Raw genomic sequence first — 20,477 nt, forward strand, 5'->3', positions numbered from 1 at the left:
TTTTTGTGTTAGCCTGAAAATTTATTTTAATTGAATATTAATGCTCAAAATTAAACAAACCTTAAGTTATCCTCTGTGAAATTACCAATTACCAGTGTTTTTTAAATTAAATGAAATAATGAAAAAAATTAATATTTTGTTAAAATCTATTTATCTAGGTATATGTGGTTTTTTTGAGAAAGAAAAATAAAGATAAAATGTTGTTTTACAGAATTTTGTTGTCGTAACATTTTTTTTTCAAAATATTGAATTATTGGTCAGGAAATGAAAAAAAAAGAGACTATTTTTTTGCAAATAATCGATGGTTTTGGGGAAAAGTTTATCGCATGAGGTATTACTGTTTTTTAATTATTAGTAATCCAATAAAAGTAAGTATACCGTTTATAATTAGTATTTCAAATCCAATTTTATATCCATTAAATAATTCTACAGAATACATATTTAAAAAATAAGATACCATTGGTGCCAAAATAGCAATAACCCATACCCAACGATCATGAATATTTTTTTTGGTATAAATTCCAAAAGCAAACAACCCAAGGATCGGGCCGTAGGTGTAGCCTGCGGCTTTAAATAATTCCCAAATGACAGAAACATCCGTAAAAAGAGTGTCGAATAAAATAATAACTATGGTAAGCAGTAGGCTAAATCCTACATGCGTTTTTTTGCGCAATGTTTCCTGTTTTTTGCTTGATTTTCCAGATATATTAATAATATCAATACAATAGGATGTGGTTAAAGAGGTTAAAGCAGAGTCTGCACTAGAATAAGCAGCTGCAATTAATCCTAGTATAAAAAAAGCAGAAGTAGTAATACCAATTTCAGGAAGCATAGCAATAGTTGGAAACAACTGATCTTTGCTGGCCTCAATATTGTTTTGCTGTGCATATTGGGTAAGTAGCAATCCTAAAACAAGGAATAGTATATTTACGAAAATTAAAACTACACTAAAAGAAAGCATATTTTTTTGAGCTTCTTTAATATTTTTACAAGTCAAGTTTTTTTGCATCATATCTTGGTCTAAGCCAGTCATTGTTATGGTAATGAACATACCTGCTAAAAAACTTTTTAAAAAAAATTGAGCATCATTACGGTCATTAAAAAAAAATGTTTTGCTCATAGGGCTTTCTATAACATTGTTATAAATGGCACTTATAGAATTCAGTTCCAACGCCGAAGCTAAAAATACAACAGTAACTACTACCGAAATCAACATAAATAACGTTTGTAAGGTATCAGTGATAATAATGGTTTTTATTCCGCCTTTAAATGTATAAAGCCAAATTAAAGCAATAGTTACTACAACAGCAACAGGAAAGGGCAAACCGAATGGGTCAAAAACTAATAATTGTAACACTTTAGCAACTAAAAATAATCGGAATGCAGCACCTATAGTGCGGGAAATTAAAAATGCAAAAGCACCCGTTTTATAACTAGTGTTGCCAAACCGATCCTTTAAATAGAAGTAAATGGAGGTAAGATTTAGCCTGTAATAAAGTGGCAATAACACGTATGCAATAACCAAATAACCAAAAAAATAACCCAGCACCACTTGCAAATAGCCAAATTGTTTAGTTTCTACTGCGCCTGGTACTGAAATAAAAGTTACGCCAGAGAGTGAAGCACCAATCATACCAAAAGCAACTAAATACCAGGGCGATTTATTATCCGCTAAAAAAAAACTTGTATTGGTTGCATTTTTACTGGTTAGGTATGAAATGCTTATAAGTACTCCAAAATAAGCAATAATTAAAAACAGAATATGTATGGGTTGCATTGAGGTGTTTTATGGTTGAGAAGTATAAGATATAGATATCTTATACTTCAATTAAGATCATTTTCGATGAACAATTTAGAGTTTTCTATTTTAGAATCAAATTCAATAATGCAACAGACCACAGAATAACTATTATTTTGCACTAAATAATTAGCTTAAATTAGAGACCACCTCCTTTCTATTTCCTAGTAGATCAAAAAAGAGAGTTTGCTTAGTACTGTTTTTGCTATAATTAGTTGGTGTAATCGTTTTATAATTATCGTGTGTTACACTGGTAACTATGGCATCAAAACATTGGGTAGTGCTAGTGGTTAATTCTATACCACAAGCGGCTTTTACTTTGGAAGGAAGGATATGATTGTCCTGTACCTTTACATTAATTCCTTTTCGGTATAAAGCCATATATAAGGCTACTGCTTTGGAGTTTTTTATGTTGTTTGTATTTTTTTCACTGGTAATGCCTTTAAGTAAAACATTAAATGCTGTTTTTGTTGGGTGTTGTTGTTTTAATGCCTTTTCAATTTTATTGGCAATTGTATTGGGATTTAGTTGTTGTTTTGTTTTTATAATTTTTAAAGCAGTTACGTTTTCAAATATGGTTTGTACTAAATCACGAGTTGTAACATCGTCACTTTTAATTGTTTTTTGATGAGTATTTAAAGTAATGGTCGAAATGATATTTGTGGTATAGGCTGTTTTAAAGTCAATATGATGTTGTAAACCAGATATACGTTCTAACAGACTAATATAAAACTTAACTTCTTGTTTTTGGTTATTGGTATTTTGAAATACGACAACATCGCCTACTTTTAAATGTCGGGCTACTGTTGCAGTGGCTCTATTTAAGGCTAAGTGATTGTTAGTGTTGGTGTTGATTATAATGTATAGTGCTGGGATTTCGAGTAAATTAGTAATGTTAGTAGCAAAAAAGTCTTTGCCAATAAAATCTGTTGAGGTTATTTTTTTATTTGGATCTATTTTTTGCTGAACCAAAGTAGTCACATCTTTATTAATATCATATCCGATAACTCTATATTTAGTAGCTAAATGTAAGGCTGTTTCAAGTCCTTCATTACCTAAACCTACTACAGCTATTTTAGCTTCTTTGTTATATAGTTGATCAATCAAGGTGTCGGTTAGTGGTGTTTTTGTATGTATGTTTAACGTTCCCATAATAGTAGATTTAAAAGGTTATATCAGCTAAATTATAGGATAGCATTCTTGCTTTTTTTGTTTTTAGATTAAGGGGATTTTTACTGTAGTTAATTGGTAATTTACTGTAGACGAATGGTTTTTGCGTTAGGGATAGTAGTGGAAATCCTTTTTGGGAGGGACGAACAAAAAGATTGTAGCGTATAGCCCGACCCTTGGGTAACGCCCAAATTAAATTCATTTGTTTATAATTCCATTCGTCGACACATAATGGTTATCCGCCGAAGGAAAAAGAAACTTTGCCGAAGTTGACTTACGATTTTTTTAATATTCAATTATTTTGTAGGATATTAATTATCAGTTATATAACTTAGAACTAATGAAGCCGATTTCCTTTTTACTTATTGAAGATGATTTAATTGAAACACTAAAGTTTAATCGAGTTTTAGATACTTTAAAGATTAAACATTCGGTAAACCGGGTTGAAAATGGGGAGGAAGCTTTGGAATTTTTGAAAAATACGGATGAGGTGCCCGATGTAATTTTATTGGATCTGAATATGCCTAAAATGAATGGAATCGAATTTTTAAAAATTTTAAAGGATGATAGGGTATTAAAATACATACCTGCCATAATACTTTCAACATCAAATAACCAAAAAGATATTTTGGAATGTTACAAAATAGGTATAGCAGGCTATCTATTGAAACCATTGAAATATGAAGATTATAGCCTAAAAATTAAAAATTTAGTAGTGTATTGGTCTTGTAATGAATTTATAAAAGTGTAAAATGAAAGGGATTGTATTTACAGAGTTTTTAGAATTAGTTGAAGAGAAGTTTGGTTTGGCGATGGTGGATAAAATTATAACAGATTCCAATTTACCAAGTGGAGGTGCGTACACGGCCATTGGAACGTATGATTTTGCTGAAATGCTAAGTTTATTAACGCATTTAAGTGAACAGACTAGTATTGCTATAGATGATTTATTATTGGTTTATGGAGAACATTTTTTTAGTGTTTTAGCACGAAGTTATCCTCAGCTTATTGAAAAGTATAAAGAACCGATTGAGTTACTTTCATCAATAGAAAATCACATACATGTAGAGGTTCGAAAAATATATCCAGATGCAGAGTTACCAACTTTTGAAATTGTTGAAAAAACAGAGCAAGCATTGATTATGATTTATAAATCCAGTAGAGCAATGTCTAAGTTTGGATTGGGTTTAATGTATAAAGCATTTGCACATTACAATGCCAATGCAACGATTTTATTAGATAAAATTAAAGTAGACGGTACAGAGGTTAAATTTAGTATTACCCAAAATTAATGAGTACAACTGATCTCGAAATATTACAAAGGGCATTATTGCGTGAGAGAAAAGCCCGAAAAGCAGCGGAAAATATCTTGGAAGAGAAGTCTAGAGAGTTGTATTCCATTACACAACAATTAAAGGAAGCGAATGAAAAATTACAGTCTGGATTAACCGAAAAAACCACCGAACTGCAAGGTGTATTTGATAATCTAGTGGATGCCTATGTGTTAATGGATTTAGGTGGAAATATTATAAAATTGAATGAGGCAGCAAAGGAGTTATTTGGATACGATGTGCCAAAGGAAGCGGTTAATGTAGTTCGTTTAATTTATAAAGAAGACTTTAATTATGCTATGCTGTCTTTTAATTTGTTAATTGAAACAGGGTCTTTTAGTGATTATATTGCTCGTGTTTATACCAAAAATAAAGGGGTACGGTGGGTGCATATTAATGCAAGTATTATTAAAAATAGTAAGAACAAACCTATCGGGGCACAGGGGATTGTTAAGGATATTACGGATCAAAGAGCCATTGAGCAGCAGAATAACAAACTAGTTCAGGATTTAGAAAAAAGTAATGAGGAGTTAGCCGAATACGCACATATTGTATCACACGATTTAAAATCTCCGCTTAGGAGCATTAATGCGTTGGTAAATTGGTTACGCGAAGATTATAAAAGTATTTTGGATGATGCTGGGTTAGAAAATATGCGGCTTATTGAACAGACTCTGGAAAAAATGGAGCATTTAATTAATGGTATTTTAAATTATTCGAGCGTGAATAATATAGCTGTATTAAAGCATGAAGCTGTTGATATAAATAGCATAATTAAAGAAATTGAAAACACCATTTTTATTCCTAAGCATATTAAAATTATAAAAAAGCAAAATTTACCAGTAATAAATGGAGATAAAACGAGGCTGCAACAACTTTTTCAAAACATAATTAGTAATGCGGTAAATTATATTGATAAAGAAATTGGGATTATTCAAATAAGTTTTGAAGATAAAAAAACACATTATTTGTTTGAAATTAAAGATAACGGCATAGGAATAGAGAAAGAATATTTTGATAAAATATTCAAGATTTTTCAGTCCCTAGGGAATAATAAAAATTCAACAGGCATAGGACTTTCTATAGTTAAAAAAATTATAGAAATCTATGACGGTGAAATTTGGTTAGAGAGTGTACCTAAAGTAGGCACTAGTTTTTTCTTTACATTAAAAAAATAGAAAATGAAATTTCAGCAATACGAAAAACAAACAAATACGGATTGGATATTAGTTTCTTCAACTAAAATACAATTAAAAAAACCGCTTGTGTTGGTTTTTGGAAATCGCTTTTTGTTAGAAGAAGCTGCTGTTTATGAGGATGTGAAAAATATATTTCCCGATGGTGAAATTGTATTAGGTTCGACGGCAGGGGAAATTATGCTAGAAAAAGTATACGAAGATTCCATTACGATTACTGCCATTGAGTTTGAAAAAAGTAGTTTTAAGGTGGAACGAGCCAATATTTTGGATTTTGATAAGGACGCAGTAGCTATTGGAAAACATTTGGCAGCACAACTACCAAGTGAAAATTTGAAACATATGTTTATCGTTTCGGAAGGGAGTTTTGTGAATGGATCTGCTTTAATAAATGGGCTAGAGTCTAAAAATACAAATACTGCAATTACCGGAGGTTTGTGTGGGGATGATGCTCGCTTTGAAAAAACAGTGGTAGGTTATAATGAAAAACCTAAAGAAGGTGAAATAGTTGCCATTGGTTTTTATGGTGAAAGCTTAGAAATTAGTTTTGCTCAGTATGGAGGTTGGACGCCCTTTGGCCCCGAACGAATAATAACAAAATCCGAAGGGAATGTGCTTTTTGAATTGGATAATTTACCGGCTTTGGATTTGTATAAAAAATATTTGGGAGACAAGGCGGCTCAATTACCTCAATCAGCTTTATTATACCCACTAAGTGTAATGCAAAAAGGTAAAAAGGAACCGATAGTTCGTACAATTCTTTCCATAAATGAAGAAAAAAATACAATGACCTTGGCTGGGGATGTACCCATGGGATCGACGGTTCAATTAATGATGGCAAATATTGATAACATTGCCGAAGGGGCTTTACATGCTGCCGATATAGGAATGAAAAACAGAAAAAATAAACCCGAGTTGGCCCTTTTAGTAAGTTGTGTGGGCCGAAAATTGGTTATGGATCAACGGGTGGAAGAGGAAATAGAAGAGGTCATTGAAATAATCGGTGAGCAGGCTGTTGTTGGAGGTTTTTATTCCTATGGTGAGTTGGCTCCTTTTTACGGAAACAAGTCGTGTGAGTTGCATAATCAGACCATGACGTTAACTTTATTTAGTGAATAAATATGAATTCTTTATTGGCTAGACAACTACGGAAACTACTTGATGATGATCTAAAAAAAGATCCTAGGTTAAGCTTATTTTTTAAAGCCATAGAAAGATCATACGAAAATTATGAAGATCAATTTAGTATGCTCCAACGGGCGATGTCTATAAGTTCGGAAGAATTATTTGACGCCAATACTAAATTAAAAGAAGAAGCAAAACAACAACAAAAAGTAATAGCGAGTTTACAGGAAGCTACTAAAGTATTGGAGCGGATTTCGGTTAAAAATAAAGTAGGAGAAAAGGAGCAATCTTTGACGGGTATAGAGTTGGCAAAACTAATAGAAAAACAAGCCAAACAGATTTCTGAAATAGAAGAACAGCGTCAAAAAATATTAGAAGACCTTGAAAAAAGTAATCAACAACTAAGTGAATACGCACATGTGGTTTCTCATGATTTAAAATCTCCGTTACGAACCATTAATACATTAATGAATTGGATTAAAGAAGATAATGTAACAGGTTTATCGATTGATACACAGCATAATTTCAATTTAATTGATCAAAATATCCAAAAAATGGATCATCTTATTAATGATATTTTGGAATATTCATTAATAGATAAAAAGCCTACCCGAGATGTACGTATCAATGTACAACAATTAGTGAATGAGATTATTGATATGAGTACCATTCCAAAGCATATTAAAATTACCATAGGAACATTGCCTAATCTTTATATGGACAAGATAAAACTAAGGCAAGTGTTTCAAAATTTAATTGAAAATGCTATTGCAAGTATTGATAAACCTAAGGGAACTATTCATATTGGGGCTAAAGAACATTTAACAACCTGGGAGTTTATTGTTGAGGATGATGGAAAAGGCATAGCAGAGAAATATCATGAAAAGATTTTTGAAATTTTTCAATCATTAGAAGCTAAAGGAACTTCTACCGGTATAGGGCTTTCTATTGTTAAAAAAATAATTGAGTTTTATAAAGGGAGTGTCTGGGTAACATCTAAAGTGGGAGTAGGAACTACATTTCATTTTACCATAAAAAAATAATAGTATGCATGAGGTTCCAAATAATACTTACATTAAACAATTGGCGAATGGAAATACAGCTTTTGAAGAAAAATTAATTGCCATTGTAAAAAGAGAATTCCCCGAAGAGCAAATAGAATTTATAAAAAATTACAAGTTTAAAAACTATATAGCTGCTGCTGAAAATGTACACAAACTAAAGAACAAAATAGGCATGTTGGGATTGGAAAAAGGATACCAATTAGCTATTGATTTTGAAAATGATTTGAAAGCAGAAAAAACTATTTTATATCCTGAATTTATAGTACTTTTAAATCAGATGGAAGATTTTATTATGAATTTATAATATTGATATAGAATGAATTGTATTATTATTGACGATGAAGAAACAGCAAGAGTAATTATTGAACAATTATGTGATCAGGTTGAAAATTTATATGTTATTGAATCGTTTCCAAATGCAATACAAGCTATTAAATTCTTAAATAAAAACGATATTGATCTTATTTTTTTAGATATACATATGCCCGATTTTACAGGTTTTGATTTTATTCAAACCTTAAAAAATCCGCCCAAAATAATACTAACCACTTCCGATAAAAATTTTGCACTTGAAGCTTTTGAATATGATTGTATTGTGGATTATGTAGTAAAACCGATTACGTTAACTCGATTTACAAAAAGTATTGAAAAAGTAAAAGTTTTCGTAAATACAAAGCCTGTAGTTAAACAAAGAGAAATAACAGCATCAGAAAATACCATTAGCGATACTGATTTGTACGTAAATATTGATCGTAGATTAATAAAAATCAATTTTTTAAGCATTGCTATAATTGAAGCCAAAGGCGATTATATTCAAATAAAAACGGATACTAAAAATTATACGGTACACTCTACGCTTAAAAAAATTCAGGAAAAGCTGCCTGACCACCTTTTTTTAAAAGTGCATCGTTCTTATATAATAAACACTAAAAAAATTATTGATATCGAAGATAACAGTGTGCTGATTGGCAAAGATGTGATTCCGGTAAGTCGTTCCAATAGACCAGAATTAATGAAACGGCTTAACTTGTTGTAAGGTAACGAGTATAATTTTAACCCTTTCGAATAAACCATTTACCGGCATCAAATTACCACCCACCGAATATCCTTAAAATACAATTAGTTAAGATTTAGTTTTGATGTATATATAAAACTAAAATCACTACTGTCATGAAAAAACAGGCACTTTTATTTATCTTTTTCTTTAGTTTTCAAGCTTTTTCTCAACAAGCATTTGACTGTAATGACAGCAAATTTTACCAAGTAATTTCCGGAGCTTTAAAATCCTATGATCCAATTTTAGGAGCCTACTCAAAAGCACTACATACCTACTCAGCATATAATGCAGGGGGCTATAATCCAAAAGATAATTTTTTATATGCCATAAAAGGAAAAGATAAACACCTTTTACGAATAGGAATGGATAGTATTATTGATTTAGGCGCTGTGGCAGCACAAGGAACAGTTGTTTTTGGAGGGGGCTATGCCGCAGATGTGGATGCCGAAGGCAACCTTTGGGTATATCAAAATAACACAAAAAATAGTTTTCATAAAATAACGAACCTAGCGTCATATACTGAAGGATCATCGCCTGTTTTTGAAGTGATCAATGTAAATGTAGCTTCGCCTAGTACCTGTGCCGATATTACCTATATAAATAATGCCTTTTATGGTGGAAGCCGAGGAAAACTTTATAAATGGGACCTGTCTACGGGGTCGCCTATATTTTCAAGCAAAACAGTAGCTAATTTACCTAAAAGTACTTTTGGAGCTGCGTATACCGATACCAATAATCGATTGTATTTATCGGATAATAATGGTGGTTTGTATGTGGTAGATAATTATGATAGTGATCAACCAGTGGCTACATTATTAAACTTAACCGAGATCACAAATTCAAATGATGGATTTAAATGTGCCAATGGAATTTCTCCAATTGATAAAGACCAAGATGGAATTTTAGATACTATGGATCAAGATACGGATGGTGATGGAATACCCAATAGTATGGAGTCTAATAGCGCTAATCCTTATGGTGATGATGATGGTGATGATACTTATAATTATTTAGATAATGACACTAGTGGTAATGGTGATAGTGTGGTCCAACGTGCTTATGATAGAGATGCAGATGGAGTGCCCGATTTTTTTGATCAAGATTCGGACAATGATGGAATTTATGATATTGTTGAAGCGGGTTATGGCTATTTAGATACCAATATGGATGGTGTATTTAATACTAAGGATATGAATTATACAGATACGGATAATGATGGTTTAGCAGATATTTTTGATACGGATAATGGAGGAGAACTAGTTTTACTGGATACAGATAATGATGGCATTTATAATACATATGATACCGATTCGGATAATGATGGTATTGTTGATCTTATCGAAGGACAAGAAAGTACAGCATATCAACCTTTATCATATAAAGATGATGATCAAGATGGAATGGATGATGCTTTTGATAGCAGTTTTGGAGGAGTAGCTAATGGAACTGTAAATTCGGATACTAGAGATGCCTTTGATTATTTGGACTTGGATTCAAATAATGATGGAATATCAGATAGTGTGACAGCTTATGATAGTGATGGAGATGGGATAGCCGAAACAATTATTTCGGGAAACGATGGAGATGCAGATGGTTTAGATGATAGTTTTGATCTAATGAAAAGTAGCTTTTCTCCAGATAATGGAGGGCAAACTCCAGCTAGTTTCCCCATACCAGCTTTATGTGATCGATATACGTATTTAGGGGATTTTTCGGCGGATGGCACTCCTTTGTATTTGGATGAAAATGATGTTATTTCTCAAGCAACCATGGATATGGTAACAAATGCATTGCCTGAGAGCTATCCAGTACCGGATTTTAATCCGCATTATATTTCTTCGGGTTATGATACTGATGTAGTGGTACAAGATCAAGCTGAAATATGGGTCACTTTTATTAGTGAAGGTGCGGGATACAAAAATACTTTAGGGTTTTATACTTATGATAGCAATAATCCAATAACCACTACTCCGAATCCAGAGGATATAACCATTATTTTTCCTAATGTATCTGCTCAGGATAGTGGAGGTAGTTTAGTGGCAGGAAACAAAGTAAAAATTGGTAGTTTTCCACCAAATACTGGAATTGGATGGGTGTTATTAGCCAATGCTTGGTCAGATGGATGTGTTGGAGCTGGGAATTGGTCATTATTTTCTAACCCAGATTTTAATCCCGAAAGTAATCCTACTTTACAATATCATAATGTGTTATTGTCAGATCCCGATAATGAAAGAATCATTCTTGGGTTTGAAGATATAAGAAGGGATTATGCCTCATGCGATCAAGATTTTAATGATGCATTATTTTATATTACTGCAAGCCCATACAGTGCTATAAAAAATGTGAATTATGCTACTATTGAAAGTGCTACGAATGTTACTTCGGCTAACGACGGGGGATTAGAGAGTAATGGCGATTTAGCCAAATTAATTGCAAAGCGTAACTTTAATAGAGTAAAGAAAAATACATTTCATAATCAAAAATCGATACAATCTAGATTCATTGCAGGGATGCATTCGGGGAAATCCTTGAATTCATTAAATCGATATTTCCCAGCAACAGGGATGTATGGTACCGAAACTACATTTATTTCGAGTCCAGATGATTTAATAGAAATTACAAATGCCAAAGAAGTTTTTGCTATAGATTATTATCAAAATGAGTCACGAGTTGCAGCGGCATTTGCTACGGCAACAACAGGAAGTATTTACGATCATTCTAAAATTATTTGTGACCGATTAAATGGATCAAGTCTATTGGATGTACGTACACTTTCTATCAGAAATCATAGGCTAATAAACACAAAAATTAAAAGAGCCAATGGCGAAATTGAGCAAACCCTGTCTTTTTCGGTAAAATTAGGCGAAGTTAGTAATGAGTTGTATAGTTTTTGGAATATTGATCAATACCCAACAGGGGATTATTTAAATTTTCAAATTTGGGGAGCTTCTGTAGGACAAGTAGCTACCATTGCAAATACTATTGTAGATAAATTAAAAGAAACCAAAACTTTAACAAGTACCCCAGTAACGGATCAAATTCCAACTGTTTTTGTTCAAAAAGGGAGTTATAAAGGAGGTATGCTGGAATTGAAAATCACCAATAAAAAAGGTATAAGAGAGACCACATTTAAAAGTAACCTTCGTAGAACTGAATTAAGTATTGAAGAATCAAAAACTGAAATTTTAAATTTATCGGGAGCTTATGAAGAAGACATTACAGTAGCTACAGGTCATTTATTTGACATAGGCTTTTCGATATCAACGGAAGGATCTGAACGATCAGATGCCTTATATCTTGCCGATGGTCCTTGGGGTATTGATTATCAATCGGCAGAAGTAAAAATAGATGTATTTAAAATTAATGAACAAAATGATTTTGAAACTTTAGAAAATCATTCAGTGGAACGTAGTGTGTCATTACAAGGAGAAGTTAAAGGAACGGTGAATATATTTCGAAATGTATTAGCTGGAGACCTAAGTTTGGATGTTGATAGTACCGGAGGTATTCAATTTAGTATGAATGCCAACACTGCTGTAGAAGTAATTCTGGTGCCCAAAGTATTAGCCAATTGGAATAATAGATTGCGTTACACTATTGGGCCAACTGGAGGAACTAAAAGCTACCGTATTCCATTTGAAAGTTTTGTAGATGCTTCGGGTAAATCAGCCGATTTAGAAAATATAAGAAGTGTGGTGTTTTCAATACAAGGGGATTATACCACGTTTAAAGAATTTGATGTAGCTGTAACTAGTTTAAAAATAGTAAATACTATGGATGCTGAAATAGTAGTAGCTGAGGTTGAAACAAAAGATCCCGAAAGTAGTATTACATCGGAAACACTAACTATTACACCTAATTTTCCAGCCTCACAAAAAATCAAAAAATTAAGTAACTATCCTAATCCGTTTATAAATCAAACCACCATACAATTACCTGATGGGATAGTAGCAAATAGCATGCATGTTGTTGATATGTATGGTAAAATAGTAAGAACCGAAGCTTTAATCGCAAACATCACTAATGACTTTAATTTTGAAGCAAAAAATTTAAGTGCTGGATATTACATATACATTATCACTGATATTCAAGGGAAGATATTTAAAGGAAGTTTTGTTATTCAACAATAAATAGTTAGTCCCCCAACCCCGTGAAAGGTGGAAATGCTTCGGTATTTCTGCTTTTTTTGTTTATTAATCGAGTATGTTTTACTATTATCACAACCTCATTATCTTCCTATCAAAAAGAGGGCGTTTCATAAAATACCATTTAAGTAATAAACCAAATTCGGTAAATTGAAATCCAGCAGCTGTGGCAGAAGCAATATTACTGTGTTTGATATAGGTGTTTGCGGAAAAACGATCTGTGAATTGATATCCTAATTTCCCTTCCAAGCGAAAAGTTTCTGAGGCGGGATCATTTTCTATAAACTGAAAACCTGCAGCAGCATTGGTGCCATAGGAGAGCTTACCAGTTTGTTTGCTAATAAGATTTGTAAAAACTTCTACAACATGGAACTTTTTTGGACTAAAATAAATATTAGGCACTTGATTTTTAAAGGCAATAGTTTGATAATTAATACCTGCTTTTACAATAGGTCTATGGAATAGTTTATAGTAAAGCGAAGTGAATAACAGGTTACGTATGTTATTATCTGTTTGATTGGTAAACATGTATTGTGTATACCAACCTAAATTAAAATTGGTGTTTAAATTGTAATTCAAAAAATAATTGTTCATTACAATTTCTCTGTCGATAAGGTCGGCATTAAAGTTTTGTAAGGCGCGTTGGTATCCAGCTTCCAAATTTTGTAGTTTATAGGGCTTGGTTTTAAGTTTTATTTCTCCAGTCCATTGTGTATACTCATTAGTAATGGCATTGGATTTACTCGCACCAATTTTAGAAGCTAAAGTGAACATTCCATTAAATTTATATGCAAAACCAGTAGTGAGTTCATTTGTAGCTGCTTTTACATTAGAGGTGGTGTTTTCGGTAGTTCGATGTATATAGCTAGCACTAATGGTCGTTTTAGTGGATAGTGGGATTTTTGTAAGCAATTCGGCACTTATACTTTCATTATTTCCATTATCAAAAGTAAAGGCGGTTTTCTGTTGTACCCATGGAGTGTGTGATTGTTTTAAGGTTTTTAGTAATTTTTCGGCATCAGGTTGTTGTTTGTAGTAATCCAATGTTTTAAAAATATATTCGTAGCTCTTTAAGTCATTCCCGGTAGCTCTGTAGGCATTAGCAATGCCTAAATTCCCATCAAATGATTTGGGTTGCTTTTTGAGTATGGTGGTATAGTTTTGTATACTTTTTTTAAAGTTACTTGTGTACATTCCATGAGTGGCTTGCAAGCTTTGTACTCGGGTATTATTGGGATATTGTTTTTCTAGTTTCTTAATTTCGGCAGCAGCCAAATTAAATTTTCTATTCCATAATAAAGCTTGTATATAGCGCTCTTTTGTAGATAAGTATATCTTAGTGTTTGATTGGTGATTTTCAACTTTAGCTACAGCTTCAGTACTAATTTGTAGCGCCTTTTTTTCTTTAAAAGCCTTATGCGCTACTAAAGCCAAACCATTAAGCGAAACAATACTATCAATGGGGGAAGTGGCTAATGAAGTATATGTCTTTTCTGCATTTAAGAGATCATTTGTAATCAAGTAAAAAGTCGCTTGATTAAGTTTGGTGTCTTTATCATTAGGGAAATCTTTTAAGTTTAAGGATAATAAGTCTAGAGCTTTCTCATATTCTTTATTTTGAGATAATTGATTCGCATAGCCCAGGCGTATATATTTTCGAGAAACTAGGGCGTTTTTATTCCCGTTTTGAAGTTGTAAGGCTGTGTTTACGTGTGCTAATGCCTGTTCATACTTTTTTAAGTTTGATAGCGTGTTGGCATAGCCTAATATAGCAGGAAAACTTGTGTTATCTTCCTTAATCAGTGTTTTATAAAAACCTTCTGCTTTAGCGTATTGTTTATCCCATAATAAGGATTCGGCATAATTCAATTTAATTTCAAAATCCGAAGGATAGTTTTGTTTTAAATCAGTAAAAATAGTCACTGCTTTTTTGGAGTTTCCCGATAAGCCTATAGCACGACCATAACAAAGTTGAGCCGTTTTATTGGTTGGATAGGCTTTAAGGATGTCTTCAAAAAAAAGAACAGCTTTTTCATACTTTCCAGTTTCTAAATAGGTAAAGCCTTTTTGCATTTGTTGAGCAAACAAAAAGGAAAGATTAAAAAAAAACGCAATCAGGAATAGTATTTTTTTTAGCATAGGCAATGGAGTAACATTTTAATGTGTTACTAAGTTAAACATATCTTTTGTATATTGGGATAAATACCTTATTTTAAATGAGTTAAAAATAATGAATGAATATACCTATACTCAAAAAAATATCCTTGGAACAATGGTTTATGCTGAGTGCACTTTTTGTAAATGCAGGGAATTATGCTTATAATTTAATTTTAGGGCGCATTTTAGGACCTCAACAGTTTGCCGATGCCGCTATTTTAATCACTTTTTTATTAGTACTCTCGTTTATTGCCATGACCTTTCAGTTAGCTACCGCTAAATTTTCGGTACTTTTTGAAAATCAAAACTTCATTAATTTTTTAAGTAAAGTATATAAGTATGCTTTATGGACAGGGGTTGTTTTAGGAATTGGAATTGTAGTAGCAGCTAAATTTTTGCAAGAAATATTTCATACGCAAACCCACTATATGTTTGTTCTTTTTGGTATCGGAGTGCCATTATATTTTATAATGAGTGTAAATCGAGGGGTATTACAAGGGAAAGAACGTTTCGGAAAATTGGCAATCACTTACCAAACCGAAATGTTGAGCAGATTATTTTTAACTATAAGTTTGCTTTTTTTACTAAACACAGCAACCGCTATTTTAGTAGCTATTGGTATTATAACTTCATTGATATTTGGATTGTTTCCCTTTGCGGAAGAAAAGATTCCTTTAAAAAAAAGCAAGGCTTTAACCACGGAACATAGCAGTCGCATCAAAAAGTTTTTTTTACTGACGGCCTTTTACGAACTGAGTCAGATTATTATTAATAACAGCGATATTCTGTTAGTGAAACATTATTTTGAAGCTTACGATGCAGGTTTGTATGCCTCATTAGCTTTAATAGGGCGGGTGGTTTATTTTGTAGCTTGGATGTTTGTAATGCTTTTATTACCCAAAGTAGTGCAATTACATAAGGAAGGAAAACCTACAGCACCAGTATTGTTAAAATACGTATTGTATATTGGCATATTATCATTTGGAATTATTTTAAGCTGTTATCTATTTCCAACTTTTGTAGTACAATTGTTATTTGGTAAGGCCTATGTGAGTATTGCTCCATTGTTGTGGAAATATGCTGTGGCCACGTCATTATTTGCTATCTCTAATATTTTTGCCTATTACTTTTTATCTTTGGACACTTATATACCAGTAATATTATCTGCTTTACTAGGCATTACGCAGGTGTTATTAATTATTCTCTTTCATGATACATTATTAGATGTAGTACTTATGCAAATTTATGCTATGGTAGTTTTATTAGTAGTACAGCTAGTTTATTGGCACCGCCAAAGGATATAATGCTCCGAGGTAGTTTACTTTTTTTGTTTTTCGAATATCGATACACAAAAACCACTCGCCGACAGTAATTTGTAACTCGCCTAAAATGAGTCTTTAAAGCGCGTATATAGAGGCATATTTATACTATAACTTAAAAATTTATAGTATGAAACTTGCCATTGTAACTGCCTATCCGCCTAGTAAAGTGACTTTAAATGAATATGCTTATTATTTAGTAAAGCACTTTAGAAAACACCAAGATGTAAGTGAATTGATTTTACTTACCGATGTATGCCCTGAAGAAGCTGATATTCATTTTGAAGAAGAAGCTTGTAAAATCAGCGTAAGACATTGTTGGGATTTTAATAGTTACACTAATTTGTTTTCGGTAATGAAGACTATTAATCAAGTAAAGCCAGATGCGGTATTGTTTAATTTACAATTCATGAAGTTTGGCGATAAAAAAATACCAGCAGCTTTAGGCTTGTTATTACCCGGAGTTTGTAAATTAAAAGGAATACCTACCATTACATTGTTACATAATATTTTAGAGCAAGTAGATTTAAAAAGTGCCGGTTTTACGTCTAATAAACTAATGCAGAAAGCTTATAATTTTATAGGAACAACATTAACACGCTTTATTTTGGCATCGGATACAGTAGCGGTAACTATTAGTAAATATGTTGAGGTGTTAAATGAAAAGTATAAGGCAACAAATGTAAAGTTAATTCCGCATGGTACATTTGAAATCCCCAAAACACCAAATTATAATGTCCCAGGAGGACCTTTAAAAGTAATGACTTTTGGAAAGTTTGGTACCTATAAAAAAGTTGAAATTTTAATAGAAGCTATTGAAAAAATAAGAGCAACAACAAATAGAGCTATTGAGATTGTAGTAGCAGGAACAGATAATCCTAATGTGCCTGGGTATTTAAAATCGGTACAAGAAACCTATAAAAATGTACCACAATTAACATTTACAGGTTATGTGGCAGAGGAGGATGTAGCGGGATTGTTTGAAGAAAGCGCCGTAGTAGTTTTTCCGTATACCTCAACTACCGGAAGCTCGGGTGTATTACACCAAGCAGGAAGTTATGGAAAAGCCGTGGTAATGCCCGATTTAGGTGATCTTAGTATTTTAGTAAAAGAAGAAGGCTACCGAGGCGAATTTTTTACTCCCGAAAGTGTTGACAGTTTAGCTACAGCCATTCAAAATATTTTGGAAAACGACGCTTATCGTATTTCTTTAGGAAAAGCAAATTACAACGCAGCTACCGCATTGCCCATGTCTAAAATTGTAGACATGTATATGGATGAATTTAATGAAATTATAGATCGTAAAGTTAGTGGCGTGCTTGATGTTGTATAAATTAGAATAGATCATTTCTCAAAAAACTGAAATGCTTTTTTGGGATTCCCATTAGCATCAATAAAACCAAAATGTTTTTGCTTGTGTTTTCGCCAAGGGAGTTTACCAACCACCGAAGTCGGAATTTGAGTAAAATCATATAAAGTCCAGGGTAAATAGTGTACATTTTGCCGATCTAAAATTTCTTTGAATGTAGTGTAATATTCAGCTTGTGTTTTTTCGGAAGGACCAAAAGGACTCCATAGCCCTTTGTTTGATGATAAGCCAAATTCTTGTAGCACTAAAGGTTTTGATGTTTTAGACTGCAAATCAGTGTATTTTTTTCAAACCTGCTTATATCTTCATAATAATGAAAGGAAACAACATCAACATTTTCCTGTAATAAATGGGCTACTTTAGTAGTTGACCAGCCTATGGTTACTAAATGATTAGGATCATATGTTTTAATTTGTGTTGCCATTTCTTTTAACCAAGCCAACACATTGGTTTTATTACGCGTTTTAAAATCCAAGTCAGGTTCATTTTTAATATCCCAGGCCAGTACAGCTTTATGGTTTTTAAATCGACTTATGACTTGTTCGGCATGCCTGTGGGTCAATGTCCAATCAAGCACATCATAGTTTCCATAAAAATCAAAAAGTGTAACAATTACTTTTAGGTCTTTTACCCGAGCTAGGTCTAATACTTGCTCTAGTTTGTTTAGTTTTTCAGGGATCACTTCGGCTTTGCCAAAATCAGCATACCTCACAAATATTCGAATTGTGTTTAAATGGGCTTTTTTAATGATATTAAAATCTTTAGCAATAATAGTGGTATTAAAATCCTTTCCAAACATATCCCATGGAGTGGCTTGTGGGTAGTAGTTGATGCCTTTGATTTGAAAAGGACTATTTTCAAAAAATACTTGCCCGTTTTTAACGGAACTAATTGGAGTAGGTTTTGTAGTTTCAACTAAGGGCTCATTAGATTGTTTTACTATATGACGAATTTTCCAAAAACCATCTTCCAACAATAAAACTACTTTATAGCTAGCAATAGTTTGGGTTTCTAACAATAGACTGTCTTGTTTAAATAGGCGCTGATATTGTCGACTGTTTTTATCAGTAAGTACGGCCAATTGGCCGTCGAGACTATAAAAATCTAAGGATAAATTATGGTTTAATGTGGTAGCTTCAATACTGATATTTTTTTGTTTTTGATCCGATATGTGGTTTACTATATTTTTACGAGCATGCTGAGTGTAATAATCATCAACTCCATAAAGGTCATTGTTCTTATACGCTATGTTTTTTACATGCCAAGCTTTTAGGTAATCCGATTGTATCCTGGCTAGGCTTTGTTTTTCTATAGGTCTACCTGGATTATCCGTGTTGTTCCAAATTACTTTAGGTAAATACACATTGGCATCTGGTAATGTAACATGAAGTATTGAAGAACGATCTGCTCCTGTATTCAAATAAGAAAACAGTTGACCAACCCCAAACAGAATAAGCATATTGACACCAATAAATAAGCTAAGTAGCAAAGCACGATATGTGTTTTTACGATGCTTCATAATTTAATATTCGAATGAATTGATGTAAGTCCCAAGGCTTCTATAATAAAAGAATAGGTGCCAGGAGAATAAAAGCCTTTTTCTAAATCAAAAGAAACCATTCCATTAGCGGTAGTTTTTAGTTTTGTTTCTAAAATTTGTTCATTTTTGGTTATTGTTAATTTTACAATAGCCCCATCGGGAATCAATTGTTCCATAAAGCTTTGCAAAGGGCCAATGCTAATTCTTCTATTAGCATTGGTAAAACGTACAGGTAGTTTTTCGGTTACGCCTTTGTAGTTAATGTGAATCGTATTACTAGTGGCCATGCCATTTATTTGTGAAGTAACTTCCCAAGTGGCTTTATGATCGGGATGTAGCATATAAGCTGTTACCACCCCATTAATACTCATGCCTTGTGTTTTTAATGAACTGTTGTTTTGGTTTTTAATTATAAAATTCACTAAAGTACCATCGCTAATCGTATTTCCATAAGTATCTCTTATTACCGAAGTGGTAAAAGTGGTGATTTGATTCCCATCGGCATAAATGTGTTCACGTTGATAATCAATAGTAAAATTTGTGGGTTGTGCCGGAAAAACCTCAATAGAAAATTCTTTTGAACTAACATCATTTAGTGTTGATGAAACTAATATCCGTCCTGATTTGGTATCCGAATGTATCGTTTTCCAGGCGATCAGGTCGGTGGTCTTAATCGAAGCTTCTTTTTGATCATCTAAAAATTGATGTTTAATGCTTACAGGAGTATGATTAGCTATAGGGTTGTCATAGCTATCGGTTGGTACAACAACCAGCATCGTATAATCATGCGTTCCTGCTGAAATACTTGGGGGACCAATATAGGATTCTAAAACTGTTTTGTTTTTGGTATTTGCAATAATGCTAATGCTTCCATTATACAAGGAAGTCCCTTTTAAAACCAATTTAAAATCAAGGATTCCTTTTTTAGTACTTATATTTTCAGGAAGTGTAAATGAAACATTGGCTAAGCCATAATTTGGGTTAACAATTGTAGTCCCGTAGGCACTATGGCATATTAAATTTACTACAGAAGGGGCGCTCAACTCAAATTCCAAAGTAATGTGTTCCCCAGCTTCAAAAACCGTTTGTGTGGTAGTTAATTTGGCGGTTATTTCCTGTTGGACGAATGCATACGAATAGCAACTTAGGCATATAAGGCATAAGGATATTAAAAGGCTATTATGTTGATTATTTAACTTCAATTCT

At 32.7% G+C, this 20,477-nt stretch carries 16 protein-coding genes; 10 read left to right on the top strand and 6 right to left on the bottom strand.

Annotated features, from left to right (window positions below; translation table 11 throughout):
* Positions 1-334: 334 nt before the first annotated feature.
* Both GMC_RS0117590 and GMC_RS0117595 read right to left on the bottom strand, forming a co-directional pair.
* Positions 335-1,777, bottom strand: a complete 1,443-nt coding sequence (locus GMC_RS0117590) for a sodium:solute symporter (RefSeq protein WP_010523378.1) — start codon at positions 1,775-1,777, stop codon at positions 335-337.
* A gap of 150 nt (positions 1,778-1,927) precedes the next feature.
* Positions 1,928-2,950 carry a UDP binding domain-containing protein gene (locus GMC_RS0117595; protein WP_010523379.1) on the bottom strand — a complete coding sequence of 341 codons (1,023 nt, stop codon included), beginning with the start codon at positions 2,948-2,950 and terminating at the stop codon, positions 1,928-1,930.
* A 358-nt stretch (positions 2,951-3,308) separates the two neighbouring features.
* Between GMC_RS0117595 and GMC_RS0117600 the strand changes: the two genes are divergently transcribed.
* The 8 genes from GMC_RS0117600 to GMC_RS0117635 all read left to right on the top strand — a co-directional run bounded on the left by GMC_RS0117600 (position 3,309) and on the right by GMC_RS0117635 (position 12,871).
* Entirely contained in the window at positions 3,309-3,719 is a 411-nt protein-coding gene (locus tag GMC_RS0117600) for a response regulator (RefSeq protein ID WP_010523380.1), read from the top strand.
* Between the two features lies 1 nt (position 3,720).
* Positions 3,721-4,260, top strand: coding sequence for a heme NO-binding domain-containing protein (locus GMC_RS0117605; protein ID WP_010523381.1), 540 nt, complete (start codon positions 3,721-3,723; stop codon positions 4,258-4,260).
* Positions 4,260-5,477: a sensor histidine kinase gene (locus GMC_RS0117610; RefSeq protein WP_010523382.1), complete on the top strand. Its 1,218-nt coding sequence runs from the start codon at positions 4,260-4,262 to the stop codon at positions 5,475-5,477. The genes GMC_RS0117605 and GMC_RS0117610 overlap by 1 nt, the downstream gene beginning before the upstream one ends.
* A 3-nt stretch (positions 5,478-5,480) precedes the next feature.
* Positions 5,481-6,614, top strand: coding sequence for an FIST signal transduction protein (locus tag GMC_RS0117615; protein ID WP_010523383.1), 1,134 nt, complete (start codon positions 5,481-5,483; stop codon positions 6,612-6,614).
* A gap of 2 nt (positions 6,615-6,616) precedes the next feature.
* Entirely contained in the window at positions 6,617-7,663 is a 1,047-nt protein-coding gene (locus GMC_RS0117620) for a sensor histidine kinase (RefSeq protein ID WP_010523384.1), read from the top strand.
* Positions 7,664-7,667: 4 nt separating this feature from the next.
* Positions 7,668-7,988 (top strand): Hpt domain-containing protein, encoded by a 321-nt coding sequence (locus tag GMC_RS0117625; protein ID WP_010523385.1) that lies wholly within the window; start codon positions 7,668-7,670, stop codon positions 7,986-7,988.
* A gap of 12 nt (positions 7,989-8,000) precedes the next feature.
* Entirely contained in the window at positions 8,001-8,720 is a 720-nt protein-coding gene (locus tag GMC_RS0117630; protein WP_010523386.1) for a LytR/AlgR family response regulator transcription factor, read from the top strand.
* A gap of 134 nt (positions 8,721-8,854) precedes the next feature.
* Entirely contained in the window at positions 8,855-12,871 is a 4,017-nt protein-coding gene (locus tag GMC_RS0117635) for a DUF6923 family protein (RefSeq protein WP_010523387.1), read from the top strand.
* A gap of 87 nt (positions 12,872-12,958) precedes the next feature.
* Here the strand turns inward: GMC_RS0117635 and GMC_RS0117640 are convergent, their stop codons facing one another.
* Positions 12,959-14,959: a tetratricopeptide repeat protein gene (locus GMC_RS0117640; protein ID WP_316928987.1), complete on the bottom strand. Its 2,001-nt coding sequence runs from the start codon at positions 14,957-14,959 to the stop codon at positions 12,959-12,961.
* Positions 14,960-15,120: 161 nt separating this feature from the next.
* On the opposite strand from GMC_RS0117640, the gene GMC_RS0117645 reads away from it, so the two are divergent.
* Together GMC_RS0117645 and GMC_RS0117650 are read left to right on the top strand one after the other, a co-directional pair.
* Positions 15,121-16,347, top strand: coding sequence for an MATE family efflux transporter (locus GMC_RS0117645; RefSeq protein WP_010523389.1), 1,227 nt, complete (start codon positions 15,121-15,123; stop codon positions 16,345-16,347).
* Positions 16,348-16,492: 145 nt separating this feature from the next.
* Positions 16,493-17,695 (top strand): glycosyltransferase, encoded by a 1,203-nt coding sequence (locus tag GMC_RS0117650; protein WP_010523390.1) that lies wholly within the window; start codon positions 16,493-16,495, stop codon positions 17,693-17,695.
* Positions 17,696-17,706: 11 nt separating this feature from the next.
* Here the strand turns inward: GMC_RS0117650 and GMC_RS22830 are convergent, their stop codons facing one another.
* From GMC_RS22830 to GMC_RS0117660, 3 genes are read right to left on the bottom strand one after another with little or no spacing between them, the layout of a single operon-like run.
* Positions 17,707-18,003 carry a glycoside hydrolase 5 family protein gene (locus tag GMC_RS22830; protein ID WP_316928988.1) on the bottom strand — a complete coding sequence of 99 codons (297 nt, stop codon included), beginning with the start codon at positions 18,001-18,003 and terminating at the stop codon, positions 17,707-17,709.
* Entirely contained in the window at positions 17,976-19,250 is a 1,275-nt protein-coding gene (locus GMC_RS20265) for a cellulase family glycosylhydrolase (RefSeq protein ID WP_316928989.1), read from the bottom strand. The genes GMC_RS22830 and GMC_RS20265 overlap by 28 nt, the downstream gene beginning before the upstream one ends.
* Positions 19,247-20,473: a hypothetical protein gene (locus GMC_RS0117660; protein WP_238528038.1), complete on the bottom strand. Its 1,227-nt coding sequence runs from the start codon at positions 20,471-20,473 to the stop codon at positions 19,247-19,249. The genes GMC_RS20265 and GMC_RS0117660 overlap by 4 nt, the downstream gene beginning before the upstream one ends.
* Positions 20,474-20,477 lie beyond the last annotated feature (4 nt).

Source organism: Aquimarina agarivorans, from assembly GCF_000218485.1.
In the GTDB taxonomy this organism is placed as follows: Bacteria; Bacteroidota; Bacteroidia; order Flavobacteriales; family Flavobacteriaceae; genus Aquimarina; species Aquimarina agarivorans.

Coding starts and splice junctions, on each gene's coding strand:
- GMC_RS0117590 (WP_010523378.1), bottom strand. CDS start 1,777: ATGCAACCCATACATATTCTGTTTTTAATTATTGCTTATTTTGGAGTA.
- GMC_RS0117595 (WP_010523379.1), bottom strand. CDS start 2,950: ATGGGAACGTTAAACATACATACAAAAACACCACTAACCGACACCTTG.
- GMC_RS0117600 (WP_010523380.1), top strand. CDS start 3,309: ATGAAGCCGATTTCCTTTTTACTTATTGAAGATGATTTAATTGAAACA.
- GMC_RS0117605 (WP_010523381.1), top strand. CDS start 3,721: ATGAAAGGGATTGTATTTACAGAGTTTTTAGAATTAGTTGAAGAGAAG.
- GMC_RS0117610 (WP_010523382.1), top strand. CDS start 4,260: ATGAGTACAACTGATCTCGAAATATTACAAAGGGCATTATTGCGTGAG.
- GMC_RS0117615 (WP_010523383.1), top strand. CDS start 5,481: ATGAAATTTCAGCAATACGAAAAACAAACAAATACGGATTGGATATTA.
- GMC_RS0117620 (WP_010523384.1), top strand. CDS start 6,617: ATGAATTCTTTATTGGCTAGACAACTACGGAAACTACTTGATGATGAT.
- GMC_RS0117625 (WP_010523385.1), top strand. CDS start 7,668: ATGCATGAGGTTCCAAATAATACTTACATTAAACAATTGGCGAATGGA.
- GMC_RS0117630 (WP_010523386.1), top strand. CDS start 8,001: ATGAATTGTATTATTATTGACGATGAAGAAACAGCAAGAGTAATTATT.
- GMC_RS0117635 (WP_010523387.1), top strand. CDS start 8,855: ATGAAAAAACAGGCACTTTTATTTATCTTTTTCTTTAGTTTTCAAGCT.
- GMC_RS0117640 (WP_316928987.1), bottom strand. CDS start 14,959: ATGCAAAAAGGCTTTACCTATTTAGAAACTGGAAAGTATGAAAAAGCT.
- GMC_RS0117645 (WP_010523389.1), top strand. CDS start 15,121: ATGAATATACCTATACTCAAAAAAATATCCTTGGAACAATGGTTTATG.
- GMC_RS0117650 (WP_010523390.1), top strand. CDS start 16,493: ATGAAACTTGCCATTGTAACTGCCTATCCGCCTAGTAAAGTGACTTTA.
- GMC_RS20265 (WP_316928989.1), bottom strand. CDS start 19,250: ATGAAGCATCGTAAAAACACATATCGTGCTTTGCTACTTAGCTTATTT.